Annotated in this window: 13 protein-coding genes, 1 pseudogene and 1 riboswitch; of the genes and pseudogenes, 9 read left to right on the top strand and 5 right to left on the bottom strand. The window is 65.3% G+C overall.

What is annotated here, in order from left to right; genetic code table 11:
* Positions 1 to 11 precede the first annotated feature (11 nt).
* The 3 genes from IM816_RS01445 (at position 12) to IM816_RS01455 (ending at position 9,143) form a co-directional block, all read left to right on the top strand.
* A complete protein-coding gene (locus tag IM816_RS01445; protein WP_250339496.1) occupies positions 12 to 3,254 on the top strand; it encodes an efflux RND transporter permease subunit in 3,243 nt (1,080 codons plus the stop codon).
* 132 nt (positions 3,255 to 3,386) lie between these two features.
* On the top strand, positions 3,387 to 6,506 hold the full coding sequence (locus tag IM816_RS01450; RefSeq protein WP_250339497.1) for an efflux RND transporter permease subunit: 3,120 nt from the start codon (positions 3,387 to 3,389) through the stop codon (positions 6,504 to 6,506).
* 399 nt (positions 6,507 to 6,905) lie between these two features.
* On the top strand, positions 6,906 to 9,143 hold the full coding sequence (locus IM816_RS01455; protein ID WP_250339498.1) for an NADP-dependent isocitrate dehydrogenase: 2,238 nt from the start codon (positions 6,906 to 6,908) through the stop codon (positions 9,141 to 9,143).
* 52 nt (positions 9,144 to 9,195) lie between these two features.
* On the opposite strand, the gene IM816_RS01460 is transcribed toward IM816_RS01455, so the two are convergent.
* Both IM816_RS01460 and IM816_RS01465 read right to left on the bottom strand, forming a co-directional pair.
* A complete protein-coding gene (locus IM816_RS01460; RefSeq protein ID WP_250339499.1) occupies positions 9,196 to 10,143 on the bottom strand; it encodes an aldo/keto reductase in 948 nt (315 codons plus the stop codon).
* Positions 10,144 to 10,207: 64 nt separating this feature from the next.
* A complete protein-coding gene (locus IM816_RS01465; RefSeq protein ID WP_250339500.1) occupies positions 10,208 to 10,393 on the bottom strand; it encodes a hypothetical protein in 186 nt (61 codons plus the stop codon).
* 118 nt (positions 10,394 to 10,511) lie between these two features.
* Here IM816_RS01465 and IM816_RS01470 point away from each other — a divergent pair, with 118 nt between their 5' ends.
* The 4 genes from IM816_RS01470 (at position 10,512) to IM816_RS01485 (ending at position 15,324) form a co-directional block, all read left to right on the top strand.
* Positions 10,512 to 11,420: a LysR substrate-binding domain-containing protein gene (locus IM816_RS01470; RefSeq protein WP_250339501.1), complete on the top strand. Its 909-nt coding sequence runs from the start codon at positions 10,512 to 10,514 to the stop codon at positions 11,418 to 11,420.
* A 282-nt stretch (positions 11,421 to 11,702) separates the two neighbouring features.
* Positions 11,703 to 11,882, top strand: coding sequence for a hypothetical protein (locus tag IM816_RS01475; protein WP_072323918.1), 180 nt, complete (start codon positions 11,703 to 11,705; stop codon positions 11,880 to 11,882).
* A 154-nt stretch (positions 11,883 to 12,036) separates the two neighbouring features.
* Entirely contained in the window at positions 12,037 to 14,664 is a 2,628-nt protein-coding gene (mgtA, locus tag IM816_RS01480; protein ID WP_250339502.1) for a magnesium-translocating P-type ATPase, read from the top strand.
* Between the two features lie 159 nt (positions 14,665 to 14,823).
* Complete coding sequence (locus IM816_RS01485) at positions 14,824 to 15,324, top strand: hypothetical protein (protein ID WP_250339503.1); 501 nt, start codon at positions 14,824 to 14,826, stop codon at positions 15,322 to 15,324.
* Positions 15,325 to 15,374: 50 nt separating this feature from the next.
* Here the strand turns inward: IM816_RS01485 and IM816_RS01490 are convergent, their stop codons facing one another.
* The 3 genes from IM816_RS01490 to IM816_RS01500 all read right to left on the bottom strand — a co-directional run bounded on the left by IM816_RS01490 (position 15,375) and on the right by IM816_RS01500 (position 18,402).
* Positions 15,375 to 17,207 (bottom strand): diguanylate cyclase, encoded by a 1,833-nt coding sequence (locus IM816_RS01490; protein WP_250339504.1) that lies wholly within the window; start codon positions 17,205 to 17,207, stop codon positions 15,375 to 15,377.
* Between the two features lie 16 nt (positions 17,208 to 17,223).
* Entirely contained in the window at positions 17,224 to 17,517 is a 294-nt protein-coding gene (locus IM816_RS01495) for a hypothetical protein (protein WP_250339505.1), read from the bottom strand.
* A gap of 84 nt (positions 17,518 to 17,601) precedes the next feature.
* On the bottom strand, positions 17,602 to 18,402 hold the full coding sequence (locus tag IM816_RS01500; protein ID WP_250339506.1) for an SAM-dependent methyltransferase: 801 nt from the start codon (positions 18,400 to 18,402) through the stop codon (positions 17,602 to 17,604).
* Positions 18,403 to 18,543: 141 nt separating this feature from the next.
* On the opposite strand from IM816_RS01500, the pseudogene IM816_RS01505 reads away from it, so the two are divergent.
* Positions 18,544 to 19,653: pseudogene (locus IM816_RS01505) on the top strand (acyltransferase family protein); the annotation flags it as partial.
* A riboswitch (cobalamin riboswitch) is annotated at positions 19,647 to 19,876 on the top strand. (Overlaps the previous pseudogene by 7 nt.)
* Positions 19,877 to 19,956: 80 nt before the next feature.
* On the top strand, positions 19,957 to 21,873 hold the full coding sequence (btuB, locus tag IM816_RS01510) for a TonB-dependent vitamin B12 receptor (RefSeq protein WP_250340670.1): 1,917 nt from the start codon (positions 19,957 to 19,959) through the stop codon (positions 21,871 to 21,873).
* Positions 21,874 to 21,892 lie beyond the last annotated feature (19 nt).

The following is a 21,892-nucleotide window of genomic DNA, read 5'->3' on the forward strand; positions in this document are numbered from 1 at the left end:
AGGACTAGAACGTGGGTTTCTCGACACTCTTCATTCGCCGACCGATCGCAACCTCGCTGCTGATGGTGGCAGTGCTGTTGCTCGGCATTCTCGGCTACCGCCAGTTGCCGGTGTCGGCGCTGCCGGAGATCGACGCGCCGAGCCTGGTCGTCACTACCCAGTATCCGGGCGCCAGTGCGAGCACCATGGCGGCGCTGGTGACCACGCCACTCGAACGCAATTTCGGTCAGATCTCCGGCCTCAACATGATGAGCTCGGACTCGTCGGCGGGTCTGTCGACGATCATCCTGCAGTTCAACATGGACCGCGACATCGACATTGCGGCCCAGGACGTGCAGGCGGCCATCAACCAGGCCCGCGGCACGCTGCCGAACAATCTGCCGTATCCGCCGGTGTACAACCGCGTGAATCCGGCGGATGCCCCGATCATGACGCTGATGCTCACCTCGGACTCGCGTCCGCTGCGTGACGTCAACAACTACGCCGACTCCATCCTCGCGCAGAAGCTCGCGCAGGTGCAGGGCGTGGGTCTCGTGTCCATCGCCGGCAACGTGCGCCCGGCCGTGCGCATCCAGGTGAATCCGGCGCAGCTCGCGAACCTCGGGCTCACGATGGAGGACGTGCGCGCCTCGCTCACCCAGGCCAACGTCAACGCGCCCAAGGGCACGCTCAACGGCAAGACGCAGTCGTACAGCATCGGCACAAACGATCAGCTCGTGGATGCGGCCGACTATCAGAGCACGATCATCAGCTACAAGAACGGCGCGCCGGTGCGGCTCTCCGACGTGGCGAACGTGGTCGACGGCGTGGAGAACGACCAGCTCGCCGCGTGGGCCAACGGCAAGCCCGCAGTGCTGCTCGATATCCGTCGTCAGCCCGGCGCGAACATCGTGCAGACGGTGCAGCAGATCCGCCAGACGATCCCGGATCTGCAGAAGGTGCTGCCCGCGGACGTGCACCTCAAGGTGTTCTCCGATCGCACCATCACCATCCGCGCCTCGGTGGAGGACGTGCAGTTCACGCTCATCCTCACCATCTGCCTCGTGGTGGCGGTGATCTTCGTCTTCCTGCGCCGCTTGTGGGCAACGATCATTCCGTCGGTAGCGGTACCGCTGTCGCTGATGGGCACCTTCGGCGTGATGGCGTTCGCCGGGATGTCGCTGGACAACCTATCGCTCATGGCGCTCGCCGTCGCGACGGGCTTCGTGGTGGACGATGCGATCGTGATGATCGAGAACATCGTCCGTTACATCGAGCAGGGGCAGGACGCCAAGACGGCGGCCGAGGTCGGCGCAAAGGAAATCGGCTTCACGGTGCTCTCGCTGACCGTCTCGCTGATCGCCGTGTTCCTGCCGCTGTTGTTGATGCCGGGCGTCACCGGTCGCCTGTTCCACGAGTTCGCCTGGGTGCTGACGATCGCGGTGGCGATCTCCATGCTGGTGTCGCTGACGCTCACACCGATGATGTGCGCCTACCTGCTCAAGGCGGACCAGCTTCCGGACGCCGAAGACGCGCACGAGCACGCTGCGGCATCGGGCAAGCACAACGCGTGGTCGCGCATCGTCGATGGCTACGGTCGCAGTCTCGACTGGGTACTTGCCCATCGCCCGCTGACCATGATCGTGGCGGCGTTGACCGTGGCACTGACCGTGGTGCTGTACATCGTGATCCCGAAGGGACTGCTGCCCGAGCAGGACACCGGCCTGATCACGGCCGTGGTGCAGGCCGATCAGAACGTCGCCTTCCCGCAGATGGAGCGGCGCACGAAGGCCGTGGCGGACGCGCTGGCGAAGGACCCGGCCGTCGCGGGCGTCGCGGCGTTCATCGGTGCCGGCTCGGTCAATCCGACGCTCAACCAGGGTCAGATCTCGCTGGTGCTGAAGGAGCGCGGCGAACGCGGCGGTCTCGACGAGGTGCTGCCGCGCCTGCAACGCGCGGCGTCGCAGATCGCTGGCGTGGCGCTCTATCTGAAACCCGTGCAGGACGTGACGCTGGACAGCCAGGTCTCCGCGACGGAGTACCAGTACTCGCTGTCCGACGTGAACTCGACCGAGTTGGCCGGCTACGCGCAGCAGATGACGTCGGCGTTGCGCAAGCGGCCCGAACTGGCTGACGTGGACAACAATCTCGCCGACCAGGGCAACGCCTTGAAGCTCACCATCGACCGCGACAGCGCCAGCCGCCTCGGTGTGCCGGTGCAGACGATCGACGACACGCTGTACGACGCGTACGGGCAGCGGCAGATCTCCACGATCTTCACGCAGTTGAACCAGTACCGTGTGGTGCTGGAGGTCTCGCCGGAGTACCGCACCAGCACGGACCTGCTCAACAAGCTGACCGTGCGCGGCAACGGCAACGGTGCGCTGACCGGCTCGAATGCCACCAGCTTCGGCCAGTTGGCGTCCAGCAATTCGGCCACGCCGGCAGGCATTGGCAACACCGGCAACGTGGGCTTCCAGGTGGGCGCGGGCGGCACCATTCCGCTCGCGGCGCTCGCCAGTGCGCAGGTCACCAGCGCACCGCTCGTGGTCAGCCATCTGCAGCAGCTGCCCGCCGTCACCGTCTCGTTCAACCTCGCGCCGGGGTATTCGCTGTCCTCCGCCGTGGACGCCATTCACGAAGTGGAGAAGGAACTGAACTTCCCGCCGCAGGTGCGCGGACAGTTCATCGGCAAGGCTGCCGAGTTCTCGTCCTCGGTAGGCGACGAAGTGCTTCTGCTGCTGGCGTCGATCATCGTCATCTACATCGTGCTGGGCGTGCTCTACGAGAGCTACATCCATCCGCTGACGATCATCTCGACCTTGCCGCCCGCAGGCGTCGGCGCGCTGCTCGCCTTGTTGCTGTGTGGCATGAGCCTTTCCGTCGATGGCATCGTCGGTATCGTGCTACTGATCGGTATCGTGAAGAAGAACGCGATCATGATGATCGACTTCGCGATCGAGGCGAAGCGCACGGGCATGAATGCGGCAGACGCCATCCGCCGTGCCTGTCTGCTGCGTTTCCGCCCGATCATGATGACCACGGCGGCGGCGCTGCTCGGTGCGTTGCCGCTGGCACTCGGCAACGGCATCGGCTCGGAGCTGCGCAAGCCGCTCGGCGTGTCGATTGTCGGCGGTCTGCTGCTCTCGCAGCTGGTCACGCTGTACACCACGCCGGTGATCTACCTGTACATGGAACGCTTCTCCGAATGGTTGGCCGAGCGCAAGCGACGACGCGCACTGGCTCACGGCGGCGAGCCCCACGTCGCGAGCTGATGGCGCAGCCAGGCATCCAAGCCACCCCCTTCTTCGCCGGACGGTTCACCGTCCGGCGAAACCTTTTTCCGGCTGGCGCGTTAGGCATGGGATGCCCTGCGCTGCCGCGCTCACCTTAAGTCACTGCGCACCATGAATATCTCCGGTCCGTTCATCCGTCGCCCCATCGGTACGTCGCTGTTGGCGATCGGCGTGTTCGTGATTGGCATCATCTGCTACGCGTTGCTCGGCGTGTCGGCGCTGCCGAACATTCAGTTCCCGGCGATCTTCGTGCAGGCGCAGCAGTCGGGTGCGGACGCCAGCACCATGGCCTCCACCGTGGCCGCACCGCTGGAACGCCATCTCGGCCAGGTGCCTGGCGTCGAGTCCATGCGCTCGAACAGTTCGGAAGGCAGCACCTTCGTGCTGCTGTTCTTCCAGAACGGCACGAACATCGACGCCGCGGCGCGCGACGTGCAGTCGGCCATCAATGCGGCGCAGCCTGACCTGCCGTCCGGCCTGCTCAATGCACCTTCGTATACCAAGGCCAATCCCAACGACGATCCGGTGATCGTGCTGGCGCTGACGTCGGACACCGTCGCGCCCACCGCGCTCTACAACCTCGCGGATTCCATCCTTGCCCAGCGCCTGCGCCAGCAGGAAGGCATTGCCACGGTGGACATCGCCGGCAGCGCCACGCCGGCCATCCGCGTGGATGTGAACCTGCGCGCGCTCAACTCGATGGGGCTGTCGCCCGACCAGTTGCGCAATGCGCTCACCGCCGCCAACGTCACCTCGCCGCAGGGTTTCCTGAGCGACGGGCAGACGACCATGGCGGTGACGGCGACCGACTCTCTGCACACGGCCGAGGAGTTCGCCAAACTCATCATCGGCGTGAAGGACGGCGTGCCGATTCGCCTGTCCGACATCGCCAAGGTGTACGACGGCCAGCAGGATGCCTTCCAGGCGGCCTGGTTCAACGGTCGCCCCGGCATCCTGATGTACGTCTACAAGAAGTCCGACGCCAACGTCATCGAGACGGTGGATCGGGTGAAGGCGCAGATTCCGGTCATGCAGACCTGGCTGCCTGCGGGTGTGAAGCTGCACTCGTTCTTCGACGGCACGCCGACCATTCGTGCCTCGTTGCACGAAGTGCAGGCGACGCTGTTGATCAGCCTCGCCATGGTCATCATGACGATGGCGCTGTTCCTTCGTCGCCTGGCACCCACCGTGATCGCCGGCCTCGCCGTTCCGCTGTCACTCGCCGGCGCGTTCGTGGTCATGTATGCCTTCGGCTATACGCTCAATAACCTGACGCTGCTTGCGCTGGTGATCGCGATCGGCTTCGTGGTCGACGATGCCATCGTCGTCATCGAGAACGTCATCCGCCACATGGACGAGGGTGTGCCTCGATTCGAGGCGGCCTTGCTCGGCGCTCGCGAGATCGGCTTCACCATCGTCTCGATCACCGGCTCGCTGGTGGCGGTGTTCATTCCGTTGCTGCTCGCGCCTGGCATCTTCGGCATGTTCTTCAAGGAATTCACCGTCACGCTGGTGGCGGCGATCATCGTTTCCGCGCTGGTCTCGCTCACGTTGACGCCTTCGCTGTGCGCGCATTTCCTCACGGCGCACAAGGACGACACACCGGAGTCGCGCCTCGGGCGCGCTCTGGAGCGGATGCACGAACGCATGCTGGGCATGTACCGCCGTGCGCTCGACTGGACCTTGCGCCACGCCTTGCTCATGGCGCTCACGCCCTTGGTCCTGGTCGGCATCACCATCGCACTCGCAGGCATGGTGAAGAGCGGCTTCTTCCCGCCGCAGGACACCGGCCTGATCGGCGCGCGAGCCACCTCCAGTTCCACGGTGTCGTTCGGTGAGATGAAGGTGCGCCAGGCCCGACTGACGCAGATGCTGCTTGACGATCCCGACGTGAAAGCAGTGGGTTCGCGCCTTGGCACGAGCCGTACCGGATCGAGCGGCTTCTTCAACATCGAACTCAAGACGATGGCGGAAGGCCGCAAGGACAGCACCTTCGTCGCGCTGGATCGACTGTCCGCCAAGGCGAACAAATATCCCGACCTCAATCTGCGCCTGCGCCCGATCCAGGACCTGCCGACCGGTGGCGGTGGTGGCAACACGCAGGGCGGACAGTATTCGGTCTCGCTGAAGGGCAACGACAGCGGCGAGTTGCAGACCTGGCTGCCCAAGCTGGTCGATGCGTTGAAGAAGAATCCGATGTTGAAGGACGTCGGCAGCGACATCGATGCCGCGGGCTTGCGCCAGAACATCGTGATCGACCGCGACACTGCAGCGCGTCTCGGCGTTGCCATCGGCGATATCGACGGTGCGCTCTACAACGCCTTCGGTCAGCGCGCGGTGTCCACGATCTATTCCGACATCAACCAGTACCGCGTCATCGTGAATTCATTGCCGCAGATGGCGGCGACGCCGGAATCGTTGAATCAGATCTACATACGTTCCAGTTCCGGCGCCATGGTGCCCATCACCGCCGTGACCCGACAGGAGCCCGGGTTGGCGCCGACCCAGATCGTGCACGAGGACCAGTACACGAGCATGAGCGTCAGCTTCAATCTCGCCCCGGGCGTCAGCATGGGTGAGGCGATGGAGATCATTCAGAAGACCAAGGACGGCATGCGCATGCCCGGCGACATCCGCCTCGAAGCCGGCAGCGACTTCCGTCGTTTCCAGCAGTCTCAGAGCGACATGCCGCTGCTGATCCTCGCCTCGATCGTCACCGTATACCTGCTGATGGGTATGCTCTACGAGAGCCTGATCCACCCGGTGACCATTCTTTCCACGCTGCCGGCAGCCGGCGTGGGCGCGCTCGCCGCGCTCGTCATTACCGATACCGAGCTGTCCGTCATCGCCATGATTGCACTGGTGTTGCTGATTGGCATCGTGAAAAAGAACGCAATCATGATGATCGACTTCGCCCTGGTGGCGGAGCGCGAGCACGGGCTGTCGTACAAGGAGGCGATCCGCGAGGCGTGTCTCGTCCGCTTCCGGCCGATCATGATGACGACGATGGTGGCGATCCTCGCCGCGACGCCGTTGGCGATCGGTCTCGGCGAGGGTTCCGAACTGCGTCGGCCGCTGGGTATCGCCATGATCGGCGGCCTGGTGATCTCACAGAGCCTTACCCTGCTGTCGACGCCCGCGCTGTACGTGATCTTTGCCTGCCTGTCGGAGCGCTGGAAGACCCGCAAGGCACGGCGGCGGGAGCGCCGCGCGCTCGCCCGCGCCTCTTGAGCCGCCTGAGCCGCCAGCCTACTGAGGTGGGAGCCTACTGAGGTGGGAGCCTACTGCGGCGGCGCCTACTGAGGTGGGAGCCAGCCTGCTGGCGATGGGTGCTTGCCGCGAGCACCCATCGCCAGCAGGCTGCCTCCCACCAAGGCTTGCTCTCTCCCGGGGCTGGCTCCCACCGAGGCAAGCTAGCCCCACCACAGCAAGCTAGCCTCACCGAAGCAAGCTGGCCCACCACAGCAAGCTAGCCCCACCGAAGCAAGCTAGCCCCACACTCGGCCCCCAAGGCTGGCTCCCAGCGGCTGCCCTGCGCCACAATGGGAGGGTTTCCGTCCGACACGAGCCCCGCCGGGGATCGCACCACGGACGTCCCGACAGGCCAAACTCACGTACGAGGCACGCGACATGTCCAGCTCGCCCAAGATCATCTACACGCTCACCGACGAAGCGCCGTTCCTCGCCACTGCCTCGTTCCTGCCGATTGTCGAGGCCTTCGCAGGCACCGCGGGGGTGTCCGTCGAAACGCGTGACATCTCGCTCGCGGGTCGCATCCTGGCGCAGTTCCCGGATCGCCTCACCGACGCGCAGAAGATCGGTGACGACCTCGCCGAACTCGGCGAGCTGGCGACCAAGCCCGAAGCCAACATCATCAAGCTGCCGAACATCAGCGCCTCCGTGCCGCAGATGAAGGCCGCCATCCGCGAACTGCAGGCGCAGGGCTATGCCTTGCCCGACTACGTAGACGTGCCCGCCACGGATGAGGAGAAGGACACCAACGCGCGCTATGGCAAGGCGATGGGCAGCGCCGTGAACCCGGTGCTGCGCGAAGGCAATTCCGATCGACGCGCGCCGCTCTCGGTCAAGAACTACGCACGCAAGCATCCGCATCGCATGGGCAAGTGGTCGCCCGAGTCGAAGTCGCACGTCGCGCACATGGCGGATGGCGATTTCTACGGCAGCGAGCGTTCCGCCACGCTCGACAGCGCGGGCAGCCTGCGCATCGAGTTCGTCGGCAAGGATGGCGCGACCAAGGTGCTCAAGGAAAAGGTCGCCGTGAAGGCGGGTGAGATCGTCGACGCCGCCGTGATGAGCCGCAAGGCGCTTGCCGCGTTTATCGCCGAGCAGATCGCCGATGCCAAGATCAAGGGCGTGCTGTTCTCGCTCCACCTCAAGGCCACGATGATGAAGGTCTCCGACCCGATCATGTTCGGCATCGCCGTACGCGAGTTCTATAAGGACGTGCTCGCGAAGCACGCCGATACGCTCAAGCAGGTCGGTTTCGATGCCAACAACGGCATCGGCGACCTGTACGCACGTCTCGATCGTCTCGACGCCGCGAAGCGCGCCGAGATCGAAGCCGATCTCAAGGCCGAGTACGCGCAGCGTCCCGCGCTCGCCATGGTGAACTCCGACAAGGGCATCACCAACCTGCACGTGCCCAGCGACGTGATCGTCGATGCATCGATGCCGGCCATGATCCGCGACTCGGGTGGCATGTGGAACGCTGAAGGCAAGCTGCAGGACGCCAAGGCCGTGATCCCCGATCGTTCCTATGCCGGCGTGTATCAGGCCGTGATCGAGGATTGCATTGCCCACGGCGCGTTCGATCCCGCCACCATGGGTAGCGTGCCGAACGTCGGCCTCATGGCGCAGAAAGCCGAGGAATACGGCTCGCACGACAAGACCTTCCAGATGACCGCGGACGGCACGGTGCGCGTGGTGGCCGACAACGGTGCCTTGGTGTTCGAGCACGCCGTGGAGCAGGGCGACATCTGGCGCATGTGCCAGACCAAGGATGCGCCGATTCAGGATTGGGTGAAGCTCGCCGTGCAGCGCGCGCGCCTCTCGGCCACGCCGGCCGTGTTCTGGCTCGACCGGAATCGCGCGCACGATGCGCAGGTGATTGCCAAGGTGGAGCGCTACCTCAAGGATCACGACACGTCGGGTCTCGACATCCGCGTGCTGTCGCCGGTGGAAGCCACGACGTTCTCGCTGGAGCGCATCCGCAAGGGTCAGGACACCATCTCGGTGACCGGCAACGTGCTGCGCGACTACCTCACTGACCTGTTCCCCATCATGGAACTGGGTACCTCGGCGAAGATGCTTTCCATCGTGCCATTGATGGCCGGTGGCGGCCTGTTCGAGACGGGTGCGGGCGGTTCGGCACCCAAGCACGTGCAGCAGTTCGTGGAAGAGGGCTACCTGCGCTGGGATTCGCTCGGCGAATTCCTCGCACTGGCTGCGTCGCTGGAACATCTGGCCGAGCGCTACGACAACGCCCATGCGCGCGTGCTGGCGAAGACGCTCGACCAGGCCAACGGCCGCTTCCTCGACAGCAACAAGTCGCCCGCTCGCAAGGTCGGCGAGATCGACAACCGCGGCAGCCACTTCTACCTCGCCATGTACTGGGCGGAGGCGTTGGCCGCACAGAACGACGATGCCGATCTGAAGGCGAAGTTCGCCAACGTGGCGAAGGCTCTCGCCGAGAACGAAGCGACGATCAACGCCGAGCTGATCGGTGCGCAGGGCAAGCCGGTAGATATCGGCGGTTACTACCACCCGGACATGCGCCGCGTGAGCGCCGCCATGCGTCCGAGCGCGACGCTCAACGCGGCGATCGACACACTCCGCGCCGCGCACTAAGCGCAAACCCACGCAGGTACACACGCGGCGCGTGTGTACCTGCGTGCGGTTCTCAGATGTCGCTGGCGGCCTTGAGTTTCGCCACGTCGTCCGCCCTCAGCACGAGCGTCGCCGCCTTCGCGATCTCGCCCAATTGTTCCACCGTCGTCGCGCTCGCAATGGCAGCGGCAATCGCCGGCTGTGCCATCACCCAGGCCAGCGCGACTTGGGCTGGCGTGGCGCCATACGCCTGCGCGACCTCGTCGAGCGCTCCGAGCACGCGATAACCGCGTTCGTTGAGGTAGGTCTTTACCCGGCCACCGCGTGCCTTACTCTTGTCCAGGTCGGCTTCGCTGCGGTACTTGCCGCTCAGGAATCCGCTGGCGAGCGAGTAGTAGCTGATGACACTGACTTGTTCGCGCTCGCAGAGCGGTTGCAGACCGTTCTCGAAGCCCGCGCGGTCCATCAGGTTGTATTCGGGCTGCAGCGATTCGTAACGGGCGAGGCCTTTGTCGCGGCTGGTGTGCAGTGCATCTTCCAATCGCGAGGCGTCGTAGTTCGACGCGCCGATGACGCGCACCTTGCCGGCCTGCACCAGGTCGTCGAACGCGCGCAGCGTTTCTTCCAGCGGCACCTTCGGATCGTCCTCGTGCGACTGGTAGAGATCGATGCGATCGGTCTGCAGGCGACGCAGCGAATCGTCCACCGCTTCGCGGATGTTGGTGGGCGACAGACCGGGGTAGCGCGCCCACTTGCCGACCTTGGTGGCAATGAGGACGCTGTCGCGCTTGCCCGAGGCCTTCAGCCATTTGCCGATGATCGTTTCCGATTCGCCGCCTTCGTTGCCCGGCACCCAGGCCTCGTAGACGTCGGCGGTGTCGATCAGGTTGAACCCATGGTCGACGAAGGCGTCGAGCAGTTCGAACGAGCGTCGCTCATCGACGCTCCATCCGAACACGTTGCCGCCGAAGGCGAGTGGGGCCACCTGCAAGGGTGAGCGGCCAAGTGGACGAAGCTTCATGCGTCATCTCCGTGAGGCGGGAAACCCCCATGATGGCGCACGCAAAGTTCAGGCAGTGTGTCGATCAGCAGGTGGCGCAGGCCGGCGCCGCTATCGGCGGCAGGGCGCGTTGGCGGTCGTCCGGGCGGATGGTCGTCGCGGGTGCCCCGGCGCCCTGCGCAGGGTTCTCTTGGCGTCCCAGGCGCAACACGAGTTCGCGATCGACGATGTGGCCGTGCATGAAGGCAAGGCCGGTGAAGATCGATGCCATGACACCCTCCCGAATGATGGATCGCAATGTCTTGCGACTACAGGTGGATTAAAGGGTGCCTGTTCCTCAGGCCCGTAAAAAGCGATATGTTTGCAACCCGGCCTTGAGGTCAATTCACATGTCCCGCCTCCCGCTCGGTCTTCTTCAGGGGTTCGTCCTGGTCGCGCGCACCGGCAAGCTGTCGCGTGCGGCGGAACAGTTGAACCTCACCGTCAGTGCGCTGAGTCATCAGGTGCGCAACCTGGAAGAGCGCCTTGGCCGATCGCTGTTCGATCGCGGTCCCCGCGGCGTGACCCTGACCGCCGACGGCGCCAATCTCCTCGAGGCCATCGGCCACCATTTCGAAGGTATCGAGCACGCGCTGGGTCGCTACCAGGGGCGTCACCACGACACGGTGACGCTGAGCGTCCTGCCCTCGGTGGCGTCGAGCTGGCTCGTGCCGCGCCTGCCGCGCCTGGTCGGCAAGCATCCCGAGCTGGAACTGAGTCTGCATTCCTCCGTCTCGGTGGTCGATTTCGACCGCGAGCCGACCGTGGACGTGGCGTTCCGTTATGGCCTGGGTGCCTGGCCGCGCACGAAGGCGGAACGTCTCTTCGACGAATACATAGTCCCCATCGCCAGCCCGTCGCTGGTCCGGCGGATGGGCGGCCTGCCCGATACGTCCCTGGCCGGCTGGCCCTTGCTGGGCGACCCGTCGGGCCGCTGGAACGACTGGGCGGAAGCGTTCGGGATGCCCTTGCCCTCGCGCTACGTCGCGCGATTCGACAACACCGAACACCTCCAGCGTGCGGTCCTGGAAGGCATGGGCGTGGCCCTCGGCCGCCTGGTCATGGCGCGCTCGCTGATCGAATGCGGCGCGCTCACCGTACTGTGCAAGGAGCGCCTGCGCGTCACCGAGGCCTATTACCTCGTCTATCCCAAGCGTTCGGAAACCCACCACGGCGTGGCCCGCTTCCGCGAATGGCTGCTGGGTGAGGCGAAGGAATACGAGGCGGGCATCGCCGCCGGCCTGCCGCTGTCGGCCTGATTCCATTTTGATACACGCCGTGCTTGACCCTGCCACGCTGCGGCGCGACAATCCTCAGGCTGCACCGCAACGTCTCGCGGGGCGGCACCCTCCTTCGCTTATTCAGGCATATGGACGTCTACCCTAGTCGACGCGCCGGCTCCCGCACGCATCGGGTCCCGGCGCTGGCAAAACTCAACGCCTGCGGCGACCGCACCCGGTCGGCCGGCGCTTTCCTCCGCTAGGGAAAGTCCGGCTCACCTCGTCGGAAGCCGTGAGCTTCCGTTATTCGAGGATTGAGCCATGAACCTTCAGCTCGAAAAGACCGGCCCGCGCATGTTCGGTCGCCGTCTCGCCTTTGCTCTCGCCCGTCGTCGCGCTACCGGCTCCGTACCGGCCAAGCGCACGATCACCGTGCCGCGCTCGCTCGACACCACCGAAAGCTCGATGAAACCGGCGGAAGGCAAGCTTTCGCAGTCATGAACTGCGACATAGACACTACGGCGCGGCCTACGCCGTCCGCCGTCCATCTCCATAGCGACACCGAACGTCGACTCTGCGTCGGCGCGCCTGCCATCGGCTGATCGCCGTAGGCCGCTCGCGCCCGTCCGGACGATGTCCGGAAAGGTAGCGGGCCATGAAGATCCAGACCTCGCAGGCCGGTACGGCCGCCAAGACCCTCAACCACATCACTGCGGAAGCCTATCGCCCCGCGGCCGATCTCCTGCGCTCGCTGGACTCCCGCCCCGACGGTCTCGACGAAACCGCGATCGCGGAGCGTCTCGACCGCGACGGTATCAACGAAGTCGGCCACGAGAAGCCGCCGCACTGGTCGATCCAGTTGCTGCACGCGTTCCGCAACCCTTTCATCATCGTGCTGCTCGTGTTGTCCGTCGTGCAGCTGGTGACCGAGCCCGACGACTACACCGGACCGACGATCATCGCGGTGATGGTCGGCATCAGCGTGCTGCTGTCGTTCACCCAGGAATTCCGTTCGTCGCGCGCGGCGGAGAAGCTGAAGGCGATGGTCCGCAATACGGCCACCGTCACGCGCCGCGCAGAGGATGGTCACGCCGAGCGCATCGAGGTGCCGGTCGAGGAACTGGTGGTAGGCGACATCGTTCACCTCGGCGCGGGCGACATGGTGCCCGCCGACCTGCGTCTGATGGCGGCGAAGGATCTCTTCATCAGCCAGGCGATCCTCACGGGTGAGTCGCTCCCCGTGGAGAAGGCGGCGCCCAGCGGCTCGGCCGTAGGCGATACGAGCAGCGGCCCGCTGGACCTTCCGACGGTCTGCTACATGGGCACCAACGTCGTGTCCGGTACCGCCACCGCCGTGGTACTCGCCACGGGCGCGCGCACCTATCTGGGCTCGCTCGCGCACACGCTGTCCGGCGAACGCGTGCAGACGAGCTTCGACCGCGGCATCGCCTCGGTGAGCTGGCTGCTGATCCGCTTCATGGCGGTGATGGTGCCGATCGTTTTCTTCATCAACGGTTTCGACAAGCACGACTGGCTCGAAGCCTTCATGTTCGGGCTGTCGGTCGCGGTCGGTCTCACGCCCGAGATGTTGCCGCTGATCGTCACGGCCAATCTCGGCAAGGGCGCCATCGCCATGTCGAAGCGCAAGGTCGTGGTGAAGCGCCTCAACGCGATCCAGAACTTCGGCGCGATGGACGTGCTCTGCACCGACAAGACGGGCACGCTCACCCTGGACAAGATCGTGCTGGAACGGCACGTGGATCTGGCGGGCGGCGATTCCGACGAAGCGCTCGAATTCGGTTACCTCAACAGCCGTTTCCAGACGGGCCTGCGCAACCTCATGGACAAGGCGGTGCTGGAGCATCGCGACCTCGAACCCGTCGCGCGACGCTTCCGCATCGTCGACGAGATCCCGTTCGACTTCCAGCGTCGGCGCATGTCGGTCGTGGTGAGCGACGGGCAGGGCGAGCAACTGCTGGTATGCAAGGGCGCAGTGGAGGAAATGCTCGCGATCTGCACGCAGGCGCGCACAGGCGACGTGATCGAGGACATGACCGACGAGAAACGCGCCGAGATCCGCGCGATGACGCGGCGGCTCAACGAGGACGGTCTGCGCGTGCTGATCGTGGCCATGCGCCGCGATCCATCGGCGGAGCGTGCCTATGGCGTGGCCGACGAGGCAGGCCTCACCGCCGTGGGTTGCCTTGCCTTCCTCGATCCTCCGAAGGATTCCGCGGCCACGGCGATCCGCGCGCTGCACCACCATGGCGTCGCGGTGAAGGTCATCACCGGCGATAACGAGGCGGTCACGCGGAAGATCTGTGCGGAGGTCGGACTCGACGTGAGCGCTTCGGCGCAGGGGCGCGACATCGAACAGCTCGACGACGAAGCGCTGGACGCGATGGTCGAGAGGACCACCGTGTTCGCGAAGATGTCGCCCGTGCAGAAGGCGCGCGTGGTGAAGGCCTTGCAGCGCCGCGGACACACCGTGGGCTTCCTGGGCGACGGCATCAACGACGCCCCGGCGCTGCGCGAGGCCGACGTCGGCATTTCGGTGGATACCGCCACCGACATTGCCAAAGAGTCCGCCGACATCATCCTGCTCGAAAAGAACCTGATGGTGCTTGAGGAAGGTGTGGTCGAAGGCCGCGTCACCTTCGGCAACATCATGAAGTACATCAAGATGACGGCCAGCTCGAACTTCGGCAACGTGTTCAGCGTGCTGGTGGCGAGCGCGTTCCTTCCGTTCTTGCCGATGCTGCCCTTGCAGATCCTCGTGCAGAACCTGCTTTACGATCTGTCGCAGCTCTCGATTCCATTCGACCGCATGGACGACGAATATCTGCGCCAGCCGCGCAAGTGGGACGCGGGCGACATCGGTCGCTTCATGGTGTGGATCGGCCCGGTCAGTTCGGTGTTCGACATCACCACGTTCTGGCTGATGTGGCACGTGTTCGGCGCCAACGGCCCTGAGCACCAGTCGCTGTTCCAATCGGGCTGGTTCATCGAAGGCCTGCTCTCGCAGACCCTCGTGGTGCACATGATCCGCACGCGGCGCATTCCGTTCCTGCGCAGCATGGCGTCGGCGCCGGTGCTGGCGCTCACGGGCGCGATCATGGTGGTGGGCATGCTCATTCCGTTCAGCACGCTGGGTGCGCGCATCGGCATGCAGCCGTTGCCGGGCATCTATTTCGCCTGGCTGGCGCTGACGCTGGTGAGCTACTGCATCCTGACCCAGGTAATGAAGACGATCTACATCCGGCGTTACGGCCGCTGGCTGTAACGCGGGAAGGTGCGACATTCGGGCAGGGACGGCGACGACGCGTTGCCGTTCCTACCCCTCGCCAGGCGCGATCGCCACAGGCCCGAACGGGCAGCGCGGGACATACGCGCTGAGGCCACGAGCGTTTCATAGGTGCTCCCCAACCACGGAGTCACCACGATGCTTCGATCCACCTTGGCCGCTGCGCTTTTCGTTCTCCCGGCCGCTGCTTTCGCACAACCGACCACCACCACCGATCCGGCCCCGGCGCCCGTGCGCTACGTGGATGCCCTCGACTGGCCGACCCGTGACGCCGGCACGGCGTCGTTCGGCGAGGCCGAAGACCGTCTCAACATGGCCTTCGATCGCCTCTGCGGCGACACATTCTGCGAAGGCGATTACTCCAACCTGACGCCGCTGCAGCTCAGCTGCTCGGTGGACGCTACCAAGGCCACGCTGAAGCAGTGCCTGTGGGTGTTTGCCGGCAGCCATGCCTCCGTGAACCCGAAGTCGGGCGCCGTGCAGGCCACGGCCAAGCTGTTCAAGTGCAAGCTGCTGCTGGCGAAGGACACGCCGGTGGATGCGTTCTATGAGGTCATGACCGGCGGCGATCCGCTCAACGACAAGCTGCCCATGACCAATCACTCGGTCTACGACGGTCTGCTCGGCTGCCTGTGGTGATGTGAGTAAGGTGGCTTCCGCATTGCGCGGGAGCCACCATTTCACGGGGATCAGGGGCTCGCCATCCGGACAGGTGTCGCATGGTCCACGGCATCGATCTGTTCCGCTTCCTGCGGTCGTTCCTGCGGCGCTTCCTCGGGCATGGCGATCACGACGCGATCGCGACCGTTGGCCTTGCCCCGATAAAGCGCTTCGTCCGCCACGATCAACAGGCGGTCCAGGTCCGCGCCGTGCCGCAACGTGCAGGCGACGCCGAAGCTCGCCGTGACACGTGCTGTCGAAGGACCGCCGGCCGGTGGTGCAGCGATGGCCGAACGGATCATCTCGGCGCGCTTGGCACCGCTCGCCTCATCGGTGAAGGGCAGCAGGATCGCGAATTCCTCACCGCCGAGGCGGCCGAAGACGTCGTGCTGGAGCAGGTGATCGCGGCATTCCGCCACCACACGAAGAAGGACCCAGTCGCCTTCCGAATGCCCGTAGGTGTCGTTGACGAGCTTGAAGTGGTCGAGGTCGAACAGGATGAGGCACGAGGGTGTCCCGTTCCTTCCCGCCGCCTGCAAGGCTTGCGTGGCTTCATCGACGAAGTGCTGGCGGTTGCAGATGCCGGTGAGGCTGTCGCGCCGGGCCATGCGCATGAATCGAAGCTGCGCGCGCTTGGTACGAACCAGCCATAGCGCAATGGCGGCAAGAACGGTGAGCAGCAGTGCGATATACAGGCGACTGGTCTCCATGGCGCGCCGATCGACTTCGCGCTGCAGGTGCAGGATCTGGTTCTGCCGGTCCAGTGCATCGGCTTCCATGCGGCTGGACGCCACCTGTTGCTTCACCACCTGGTAGGCGATGGCGCGTGCGGTCACGTCATTCAGATAGCCCTTGTCGACCTGCATGTAGCGTTCGAGCCACTGCGTGGCCATCTGGAAGTCGCCGTGGCGTCGCGCCACGAGGTACAGCGTATGCAGGGCACTTGCGAGAGGCTCGGAGTACTCGCCCGGCACCGCGCTGTCGACAGCCGCATGCGCGTACTTCTCTGCGGCTTCCACCTCGCCCAGTTCCCAGTGTCCGCGCGCGAGTAGCGACTCGACCTGCGACGTCAGACTTGGATATTGATCGTGCAATACCGACGCGTAGTGCTTCTCCAGCAGCGACACCGCGTCCTGTGGTCGGCCGTCGGCGATCGCGCTCTCTGCCACGTCGGTGCGCAAGGCATTGGCGATGAGCTTCTCGCCAGCCGCCTCGCAGTCGGCGACGCCCTGCACGTAGCGCGGATCGCTGCCGACGATACGCTTGCCACGATACAGCGCATGCAACTTGATATACGTGCCCTTGCACGCACTCGCGTTGGCGGGCGTGTTCTGGATCATCCGTTCGGCATAGTCGGCGGCCAGGTCGTACTGGCCGGCCGTGGTCAACATCTGCGCCGCCTCGCCAAGCCCTTGCAGCAACGCCTGCGGGTCATTCACGTCCGGCAGTGTGTCCGTCAGTTCGCTGAGGCGCGAGAACGCATCCTGATAGCGATGGCCGATGCCCAGGATGTTGATCAGCGTGGCCGTGGCGCGGAAACGCAGGGTCTTGTCCGACGAACTGCCGACGACGGATTCCAGCAAGGGAATGGCCGCCTCGTAATCGCCGGCATAGGCCACCTGCCACGCTTCGAGATAGTGCAGATGCTCCCGTTGCTTTTCCGTCAGCGACGCCGCGTCCTGGCTCAACCGTGCCAGTGTCGTGACAAAAGCCGAATGGTCCGAGGTCTTGGTCGCATCCGCCTGGGCGAGGGTGGTCGTCGCATCCTCGCCCGGCTTCAACTGGGCCACAGCCATGCTGGCGTACGACGCCAGCAACAACGCCACCGCACACAGCGAGAGCCGGTGGCGAATGTGGCCCACGAACCTCATCTCACGCCTAGGCGCTGTGCGCGAGCGCGGACTTTTCCGCACCGTCGTTGTCCGGCGCTTCTTTCTTCTCCTTCTCCTGCTCCTGGTTCGGATCTTCCTTCTCACGGTCGAGCTGGATGCTGTAGTAAGTGCCCGGCGCCACGCGTTCGCGCAGCGTGTCTTCGTCAGCCGCGAGAATGGCGGCGGCGAGTTCACCGTCGACGTTCGCCTCGGCAAGTTCGCGTGCCAGTGCTTCGGTCCCCGCGTCGCGGAGGTCGGCCTCGGCGCCCATGCGCGCCAGGAAATCGATTACGTTCGACATGTCTTCCCCTATTGGATGACGCCGGAACACCTCCCCAGGTGACCATGCGCGCGCCGATCATAGCGCGCCCGCGGGCTCGGTCCGTTAAGGCGCTTCCGATGCTGCAAATTCGGCCAGACGCGCGCGTATGGCGAGGTCGGGTTCCAGCGGCGTGCAGGGGGGGATCGCCAGCGTATCCGGCATGCCGAGCGAGGCGTCCTGCACACTGCCGAGTGGCATGCGTTCGATCCGCGGCGTCTGGAAGGGCAGGGTGGCGGCGCGGTAGATCACCACCTCGTGGGTGGGCGGGTAATGGCGACTCAGGACCTCGACCAGCACGGCGAGACGACGGGGCTCGGTGTCGAAGCGTCCGCCGCTCAGGTCGCCGGCAATGCCGACCTGCCAGAGCACCAGCCATGCGGAGGTATCGACCGAGCGCCGATACAACATGAACTGGGTGGCTTCGAAGTGCTGGCAGCCCGTTCGGCCGGGGTCCAGGCCAAGGTCCGCGTAGAGGCAGTCCTCGGACGAGATGCCCGGCTCCATCCGCGCCACATAGCCCTCCGCGCGTGCTCGCGCTACCGCCTCGTGCGGTGCCTGCGCGAAGACGCCGGGATGACCATAGAACACGCCGCACACGCGTCGTCCTGCACGCACCTCGGTCAGCATCGCCTCGACCATGTCCCGGTATGTCGCCTGCCGTGGCTTCGCCTCGGCGTAGAACGGCTGAAGACTGCGAACGTCGGGGTGCAGACGGCGTACCCACTGCTCCACGACGCCATCGGATACTCCGGCGAAGACCACGTCTGCCGCCGTGATCTGGCTCCGCGCGATCGGCGTCAGGTGCGAGCCGAGCATCATGCCCAGGCCCACGCATGTCAGCGTGCCGGCGGTCGCTGCCGTCATGGTGTTCTCCCCCTTGGTTCTCAGCCGCGATGGTAGCGCTCGCCGGAGGCCGCCGCCCGGAAAACGCCATGCCTCGGTCACGGATGGCGCAGGGGATGAGCGCAGCATGGCCCGACCGTTCACAGGGGAGCAGGTTCGATCATGCAGCGTACGCCCGGTCTCGATACCTTGCGCGCCATCGCCATCGTCTGGGTGATGCTATTCCACAGCTATCTGCTCGGCGGCCTGGGTACCGGCTTTGCGACGCTCGAACACGCCGGGTGGATGGGCGTCGATCTCTTCTTCGTGCTCAGCGGTTACCTGATCGGCTCGCAGGTGCTGCGTTCGCTGCATGCCACCGGCACGCTGGACCTTGGCGACTTCTATCGGCGTCGCGCCGTACGCATTCTACCGGCGTTCTTTGTCGTACTCGCCATCTATGTGGCCTTGCCGGGATGGCGCGAGACGCCGGGCATGCAACCGCTGTGGCAGTTCCCGACCTTCACCTTCAACCTGCTGTTCGACAACCCGGAAAACTACGCCTTCTCGCACGTGTGGTCGCTGTGCGTGGAAGAGCATTTCTACCTCGTGTTCCCTCTGCTTGCCCTGGCGCTCGCACGCCGTGCGTCGGTCGGCGCGTTCGTGGCGATCTGTCTCGCCGTTGTGGTGGGTGGCATGCTCCTGCGTGCCTGGCTCTGGTCGAGCCAACTGGCCCCCGCGCTGGTGGGTGACGGCGACGGTGCCGGCCTGCCTTACCTGCGTTATCTCTACTACCCGACATGGTCGCGCCTCGATGGGCTCGTGGCCGGTGTGGCACTCGCAGCGACGGGTGTCTTCCGGCCCGCCATGATCGCGCGCCTTCGCGCGCACGCGACGGCGCTGCTTGCGTGCGGTCTGCTGGTGCTCGGCGCCATGCTCGTTCTGTTCGACGGCGCGCGCATGGACTTCTGGCCGTGCGTGGTCGGCTATCCCGCACTCGCCCTTGGCATGGCGTTGCTTGTGGCAGCGGCCAGTGGCGATACGTGGCTGGCGCGCCTGGAGGTGCCGGGTGCCGGGTGGCTTGCACGCGCCTCGTACAGCCTCTACCTGTGCCACAAGCTTGTCTTCACGCTCGTCCAGACGGCTTTGGACGGCCATCTGGCGGACTATCGCTTCCTGCGTTTCGCCATCTATGCCGTCGCGACACTCGCCGGAGGCGCCTTGCTGCACTACGCGATAGAGCGCCCGTTCCTGCGCTGGCGTGACCGTTTCGCGAAACGTTCCGCTACACTGTCGCCGCCCAAGGTGATCCGAGGCGGCAGCGCCGCGGATTGAAACGGGAATCCGGTGACGCGCGGTTCGACACATCGCGCCATTCCGGAGCTGCCCCCGCAACGGTAGGCGAGTAAACGGTCGGCATCGAAGCCACTGTGCCCTTGAGGCATGGGAAGGCGCCGCCCCGCAGGCATGGCCTGCGCTCGTGAGCCCGGAGACCGGCCTCGTGGTACACCGGACAGGCGGAGGGCCATGTCGTGGGTGGCCGTCGAGTTCTGCCGCCGGCAATCCCCACCTATCCCTGCACTTGTCCCCGCCATCATGCCGCGCGGGTTGGCGCGGTTCGCAGGGAGTCATCACGTGTCGTTTCGTTTCCGCCGCCTCGCGCTTGCCATCGCGGTAGCTTTCGTCGTGCCTGCCGTCGCCGTTGCCGACGAGGCCTCCACCGATCTCGACCAGGTCGTCGTCACCGCCAGCCGCACCGATCAGGGACTCACCCAGGTGCTTGCTGCGTCGACCGTCATCGACCGTGCGGAGATCGAGCAGCGCCAGCCGCGCTCGCTCGCCGATCTGTTGCGCGGCACGCCCGGCGTCTCCATCGCCAACAACGGCGGTCCCGGCAAGGCCACATCGGTGTTCATGCGCGGCACCGAAGCCGATCACGTGCTCGTGCTGGTGGATGGCGTGCGGGTGGGCTCGGTCACGTCCGGCACGGCTGCCTTCCAGGACATTCCCGTCGATCAGATCGAGCGGATCGAAATCGTGCGCGGCCCTTACTCCAGTCTCTACGGCTCCGATGCGCTCGGTGGCGTCATCCAGATCTTCACCCGTCACCCGCAAGGCAGCTTCGTACCGCAGGCATCGATTGGCGTGGGCAGCGACAACACGTTGCGTGGCGCGGTCGGCTTTGCCGGTCGCGGTGCCAACGGCTGGTATGCAGTCGAGGCCAATCACGACCAGACCGATGGCATCAATGCATGCCGCGGCAGGCCCAGCCCCGGCGGTGGCGGTTGCTTCACCTACGAGCCGGATCGCGACGGTTATCGCAACAATGCGCTGTCGCTCAAGGGCGGCTGGCGCTTCGACGAACAATGGGATGCGGACGCCAATGCCACGCGCAGTGAAGGCCGCAATCACTACGACGGCACCAACAGCAACTTCGCCGCGTCGGCCACGCAGGTGCTCGGCAGCCGCGTGCGCTACAAGCCCGCGCAGGACGTGCTGTTGACGGCAAGCCTCGGGCGCAGCGAAGACCTTTCCACCGACGAGAAGGACGGTGTCTACGCCGATACCTTCAACACGCACCGCGATCTCGCCTCGATCCAGGCCGATCTCGGCCGCATCGGCGGTGCCATGGGCCTTACGACGGTGGGCTTCGACTGGCAGCGCGACCGCGTCGTTGGCAGCACCGACTATCTCGTCGATGCGCGGCGCAACCATGCTCTGTTCGCGCAGTGGCAACAGGAGTTCGGCGCAAACTCGATCCAGGCGAGCCTCCGCCGCGACGAGAACAGCCAGTTCGGCGGCAAGACCACGGGCAGTTTGCAATACGGCTACGCGCTGACGAACACCTTGCAGGTGACCGGCAGCTACGGCACGGCATTCAAGGCCCCCACGTTCAACGATCTCTACTATCCCGACTACGGCAACCCCGATCTGCGTCCCGAAACCTCGCGCAACGTCGAATTGGGCCTGCGCGGCACGCCGGGCTGGGGGCATTGGTCGATCAACGCGTTCCAGAACCGCATCGATCACCTCATCGTGTTCGACGCGAGCCTTACGGGGCCGCTGTTCCCCTTCGGTGGTGCGAACAACGTCGATCGCTCGCGCATCCGTGGCGTGGAACTCGCTGGCGACACGACGCTGGGCGACTGGCGGCTCGCGGGCAATGCCACGTGGTTGCAGCCCGAGGACGATAGCGATGATGCGAATCACGGCAACCTTCTGCCGCGTCGCGCGCGCCGCACGGCACGGGTGGACGTCGATCGCTCGGTCGGTGCGCTGAGCGTCGGGGCGAGCGTGTTCACCTCCGGGTATCGCTACGACGACACGAGCAACCTGCACCGGCTCGGCGGCTACACGCTCACCGATCTTCGCCTGGCGTATGCGTTTGCGACGGCCTGGAAGGTCGAGCTGTCCGCAAACAACGTGTTCGATCGCCATTACGAGACCGCCCGCTACTTCAACCAGCCTGGCCGTAACTGGCTGCTCACGCTGCGCTACCAACCCCGTTCGTAATCCTCCATGCCACTGCGAG

This window comes from Luteibacter flocculans (genome assembly GCF_023612255.1).
Taxonomy (GTDB): Bacteria; Pseudomonadota; Gammaproteobacteria; order Xanthomonadales; family Rhodanobacteraceae; genus Luteibacter; species Luteibacter flocculans.

Coding starts and splice junctions, on each gene's coding strand:
- IM816_RS01450 (WP_250339497.1), top strand. CDS start 3,387: ATGAATATCTCCGGTCCGTTCATCCGTCGCCCCATCGGTACGTCGCTG.
- IM816_RS01455 (WP_250339498.1), top strand. CDS start 6,906: ATGTCCAGCTCGCCCAAGATCATCTACACGCTCACCGACGAAGCGCCG.
- IM816_RS01460 (WP_250339499.1), bottom strand. CDS start 10,143: ATGAAGCTTCGTCCACTTGGCCGCTCACCCTTGCAGGTGGCCCCACTC.
- IM816_RS01465 (WP_250339500.1), bottom strand. CDS start 10,393: ATGGCATCGATCTTCACCGGCCTTGCCTTCATGCACGGCCACATCGTC.
- IM816_RS01470 (WP_250339501.1), top strand. CDS start 10,512: ATGTCCCGCCTCCCGCTCGGTCTTCTTCAGGGGTTCGTCCTGGTCGCG.
- IM816_RS01475 (WP_072323918.1), top strand. CDS start 11,703: ATGAACCTTCAGCTCGAAAAGACCGGCCCGCGCATGTTCGGTCGCCGT.
- mgtA (WP_250339502.1), top strand. CDS start 12,037: ATGAAGATCCAGACCTCGCAGGCCGGTACGGCCGCCAAGACCCTCAAC.
- IM816_RS01485 (WP_250339503.1), top strand. CDS start 14,824: ATGCTTCGATCCACCTTGGCCGCTGCGCTTTTCGTTCTCCCGGCCGCT.
- IM816_RS01495 (WP_250339505.1), bottom strand. CDS start 17,517: ATGTCGAACGTAATCGATTTCCTGGCGCGCATGGGCGCCGAGGCCGAC.
- IM816_RS01500 (WP_250339506.1), bottom strand. CDS start 18,402: ATGACGGCAGCGACCGCCGGCACGCTGACATGCGTGGGCCTGGGCATG.
- btuB (WP_250340670.1), top strand. CDS start 19,957: ATGCCGCGCGGGTTGGCGCGGTTCGCAGGGAGTCATCACGTGTCGTTT.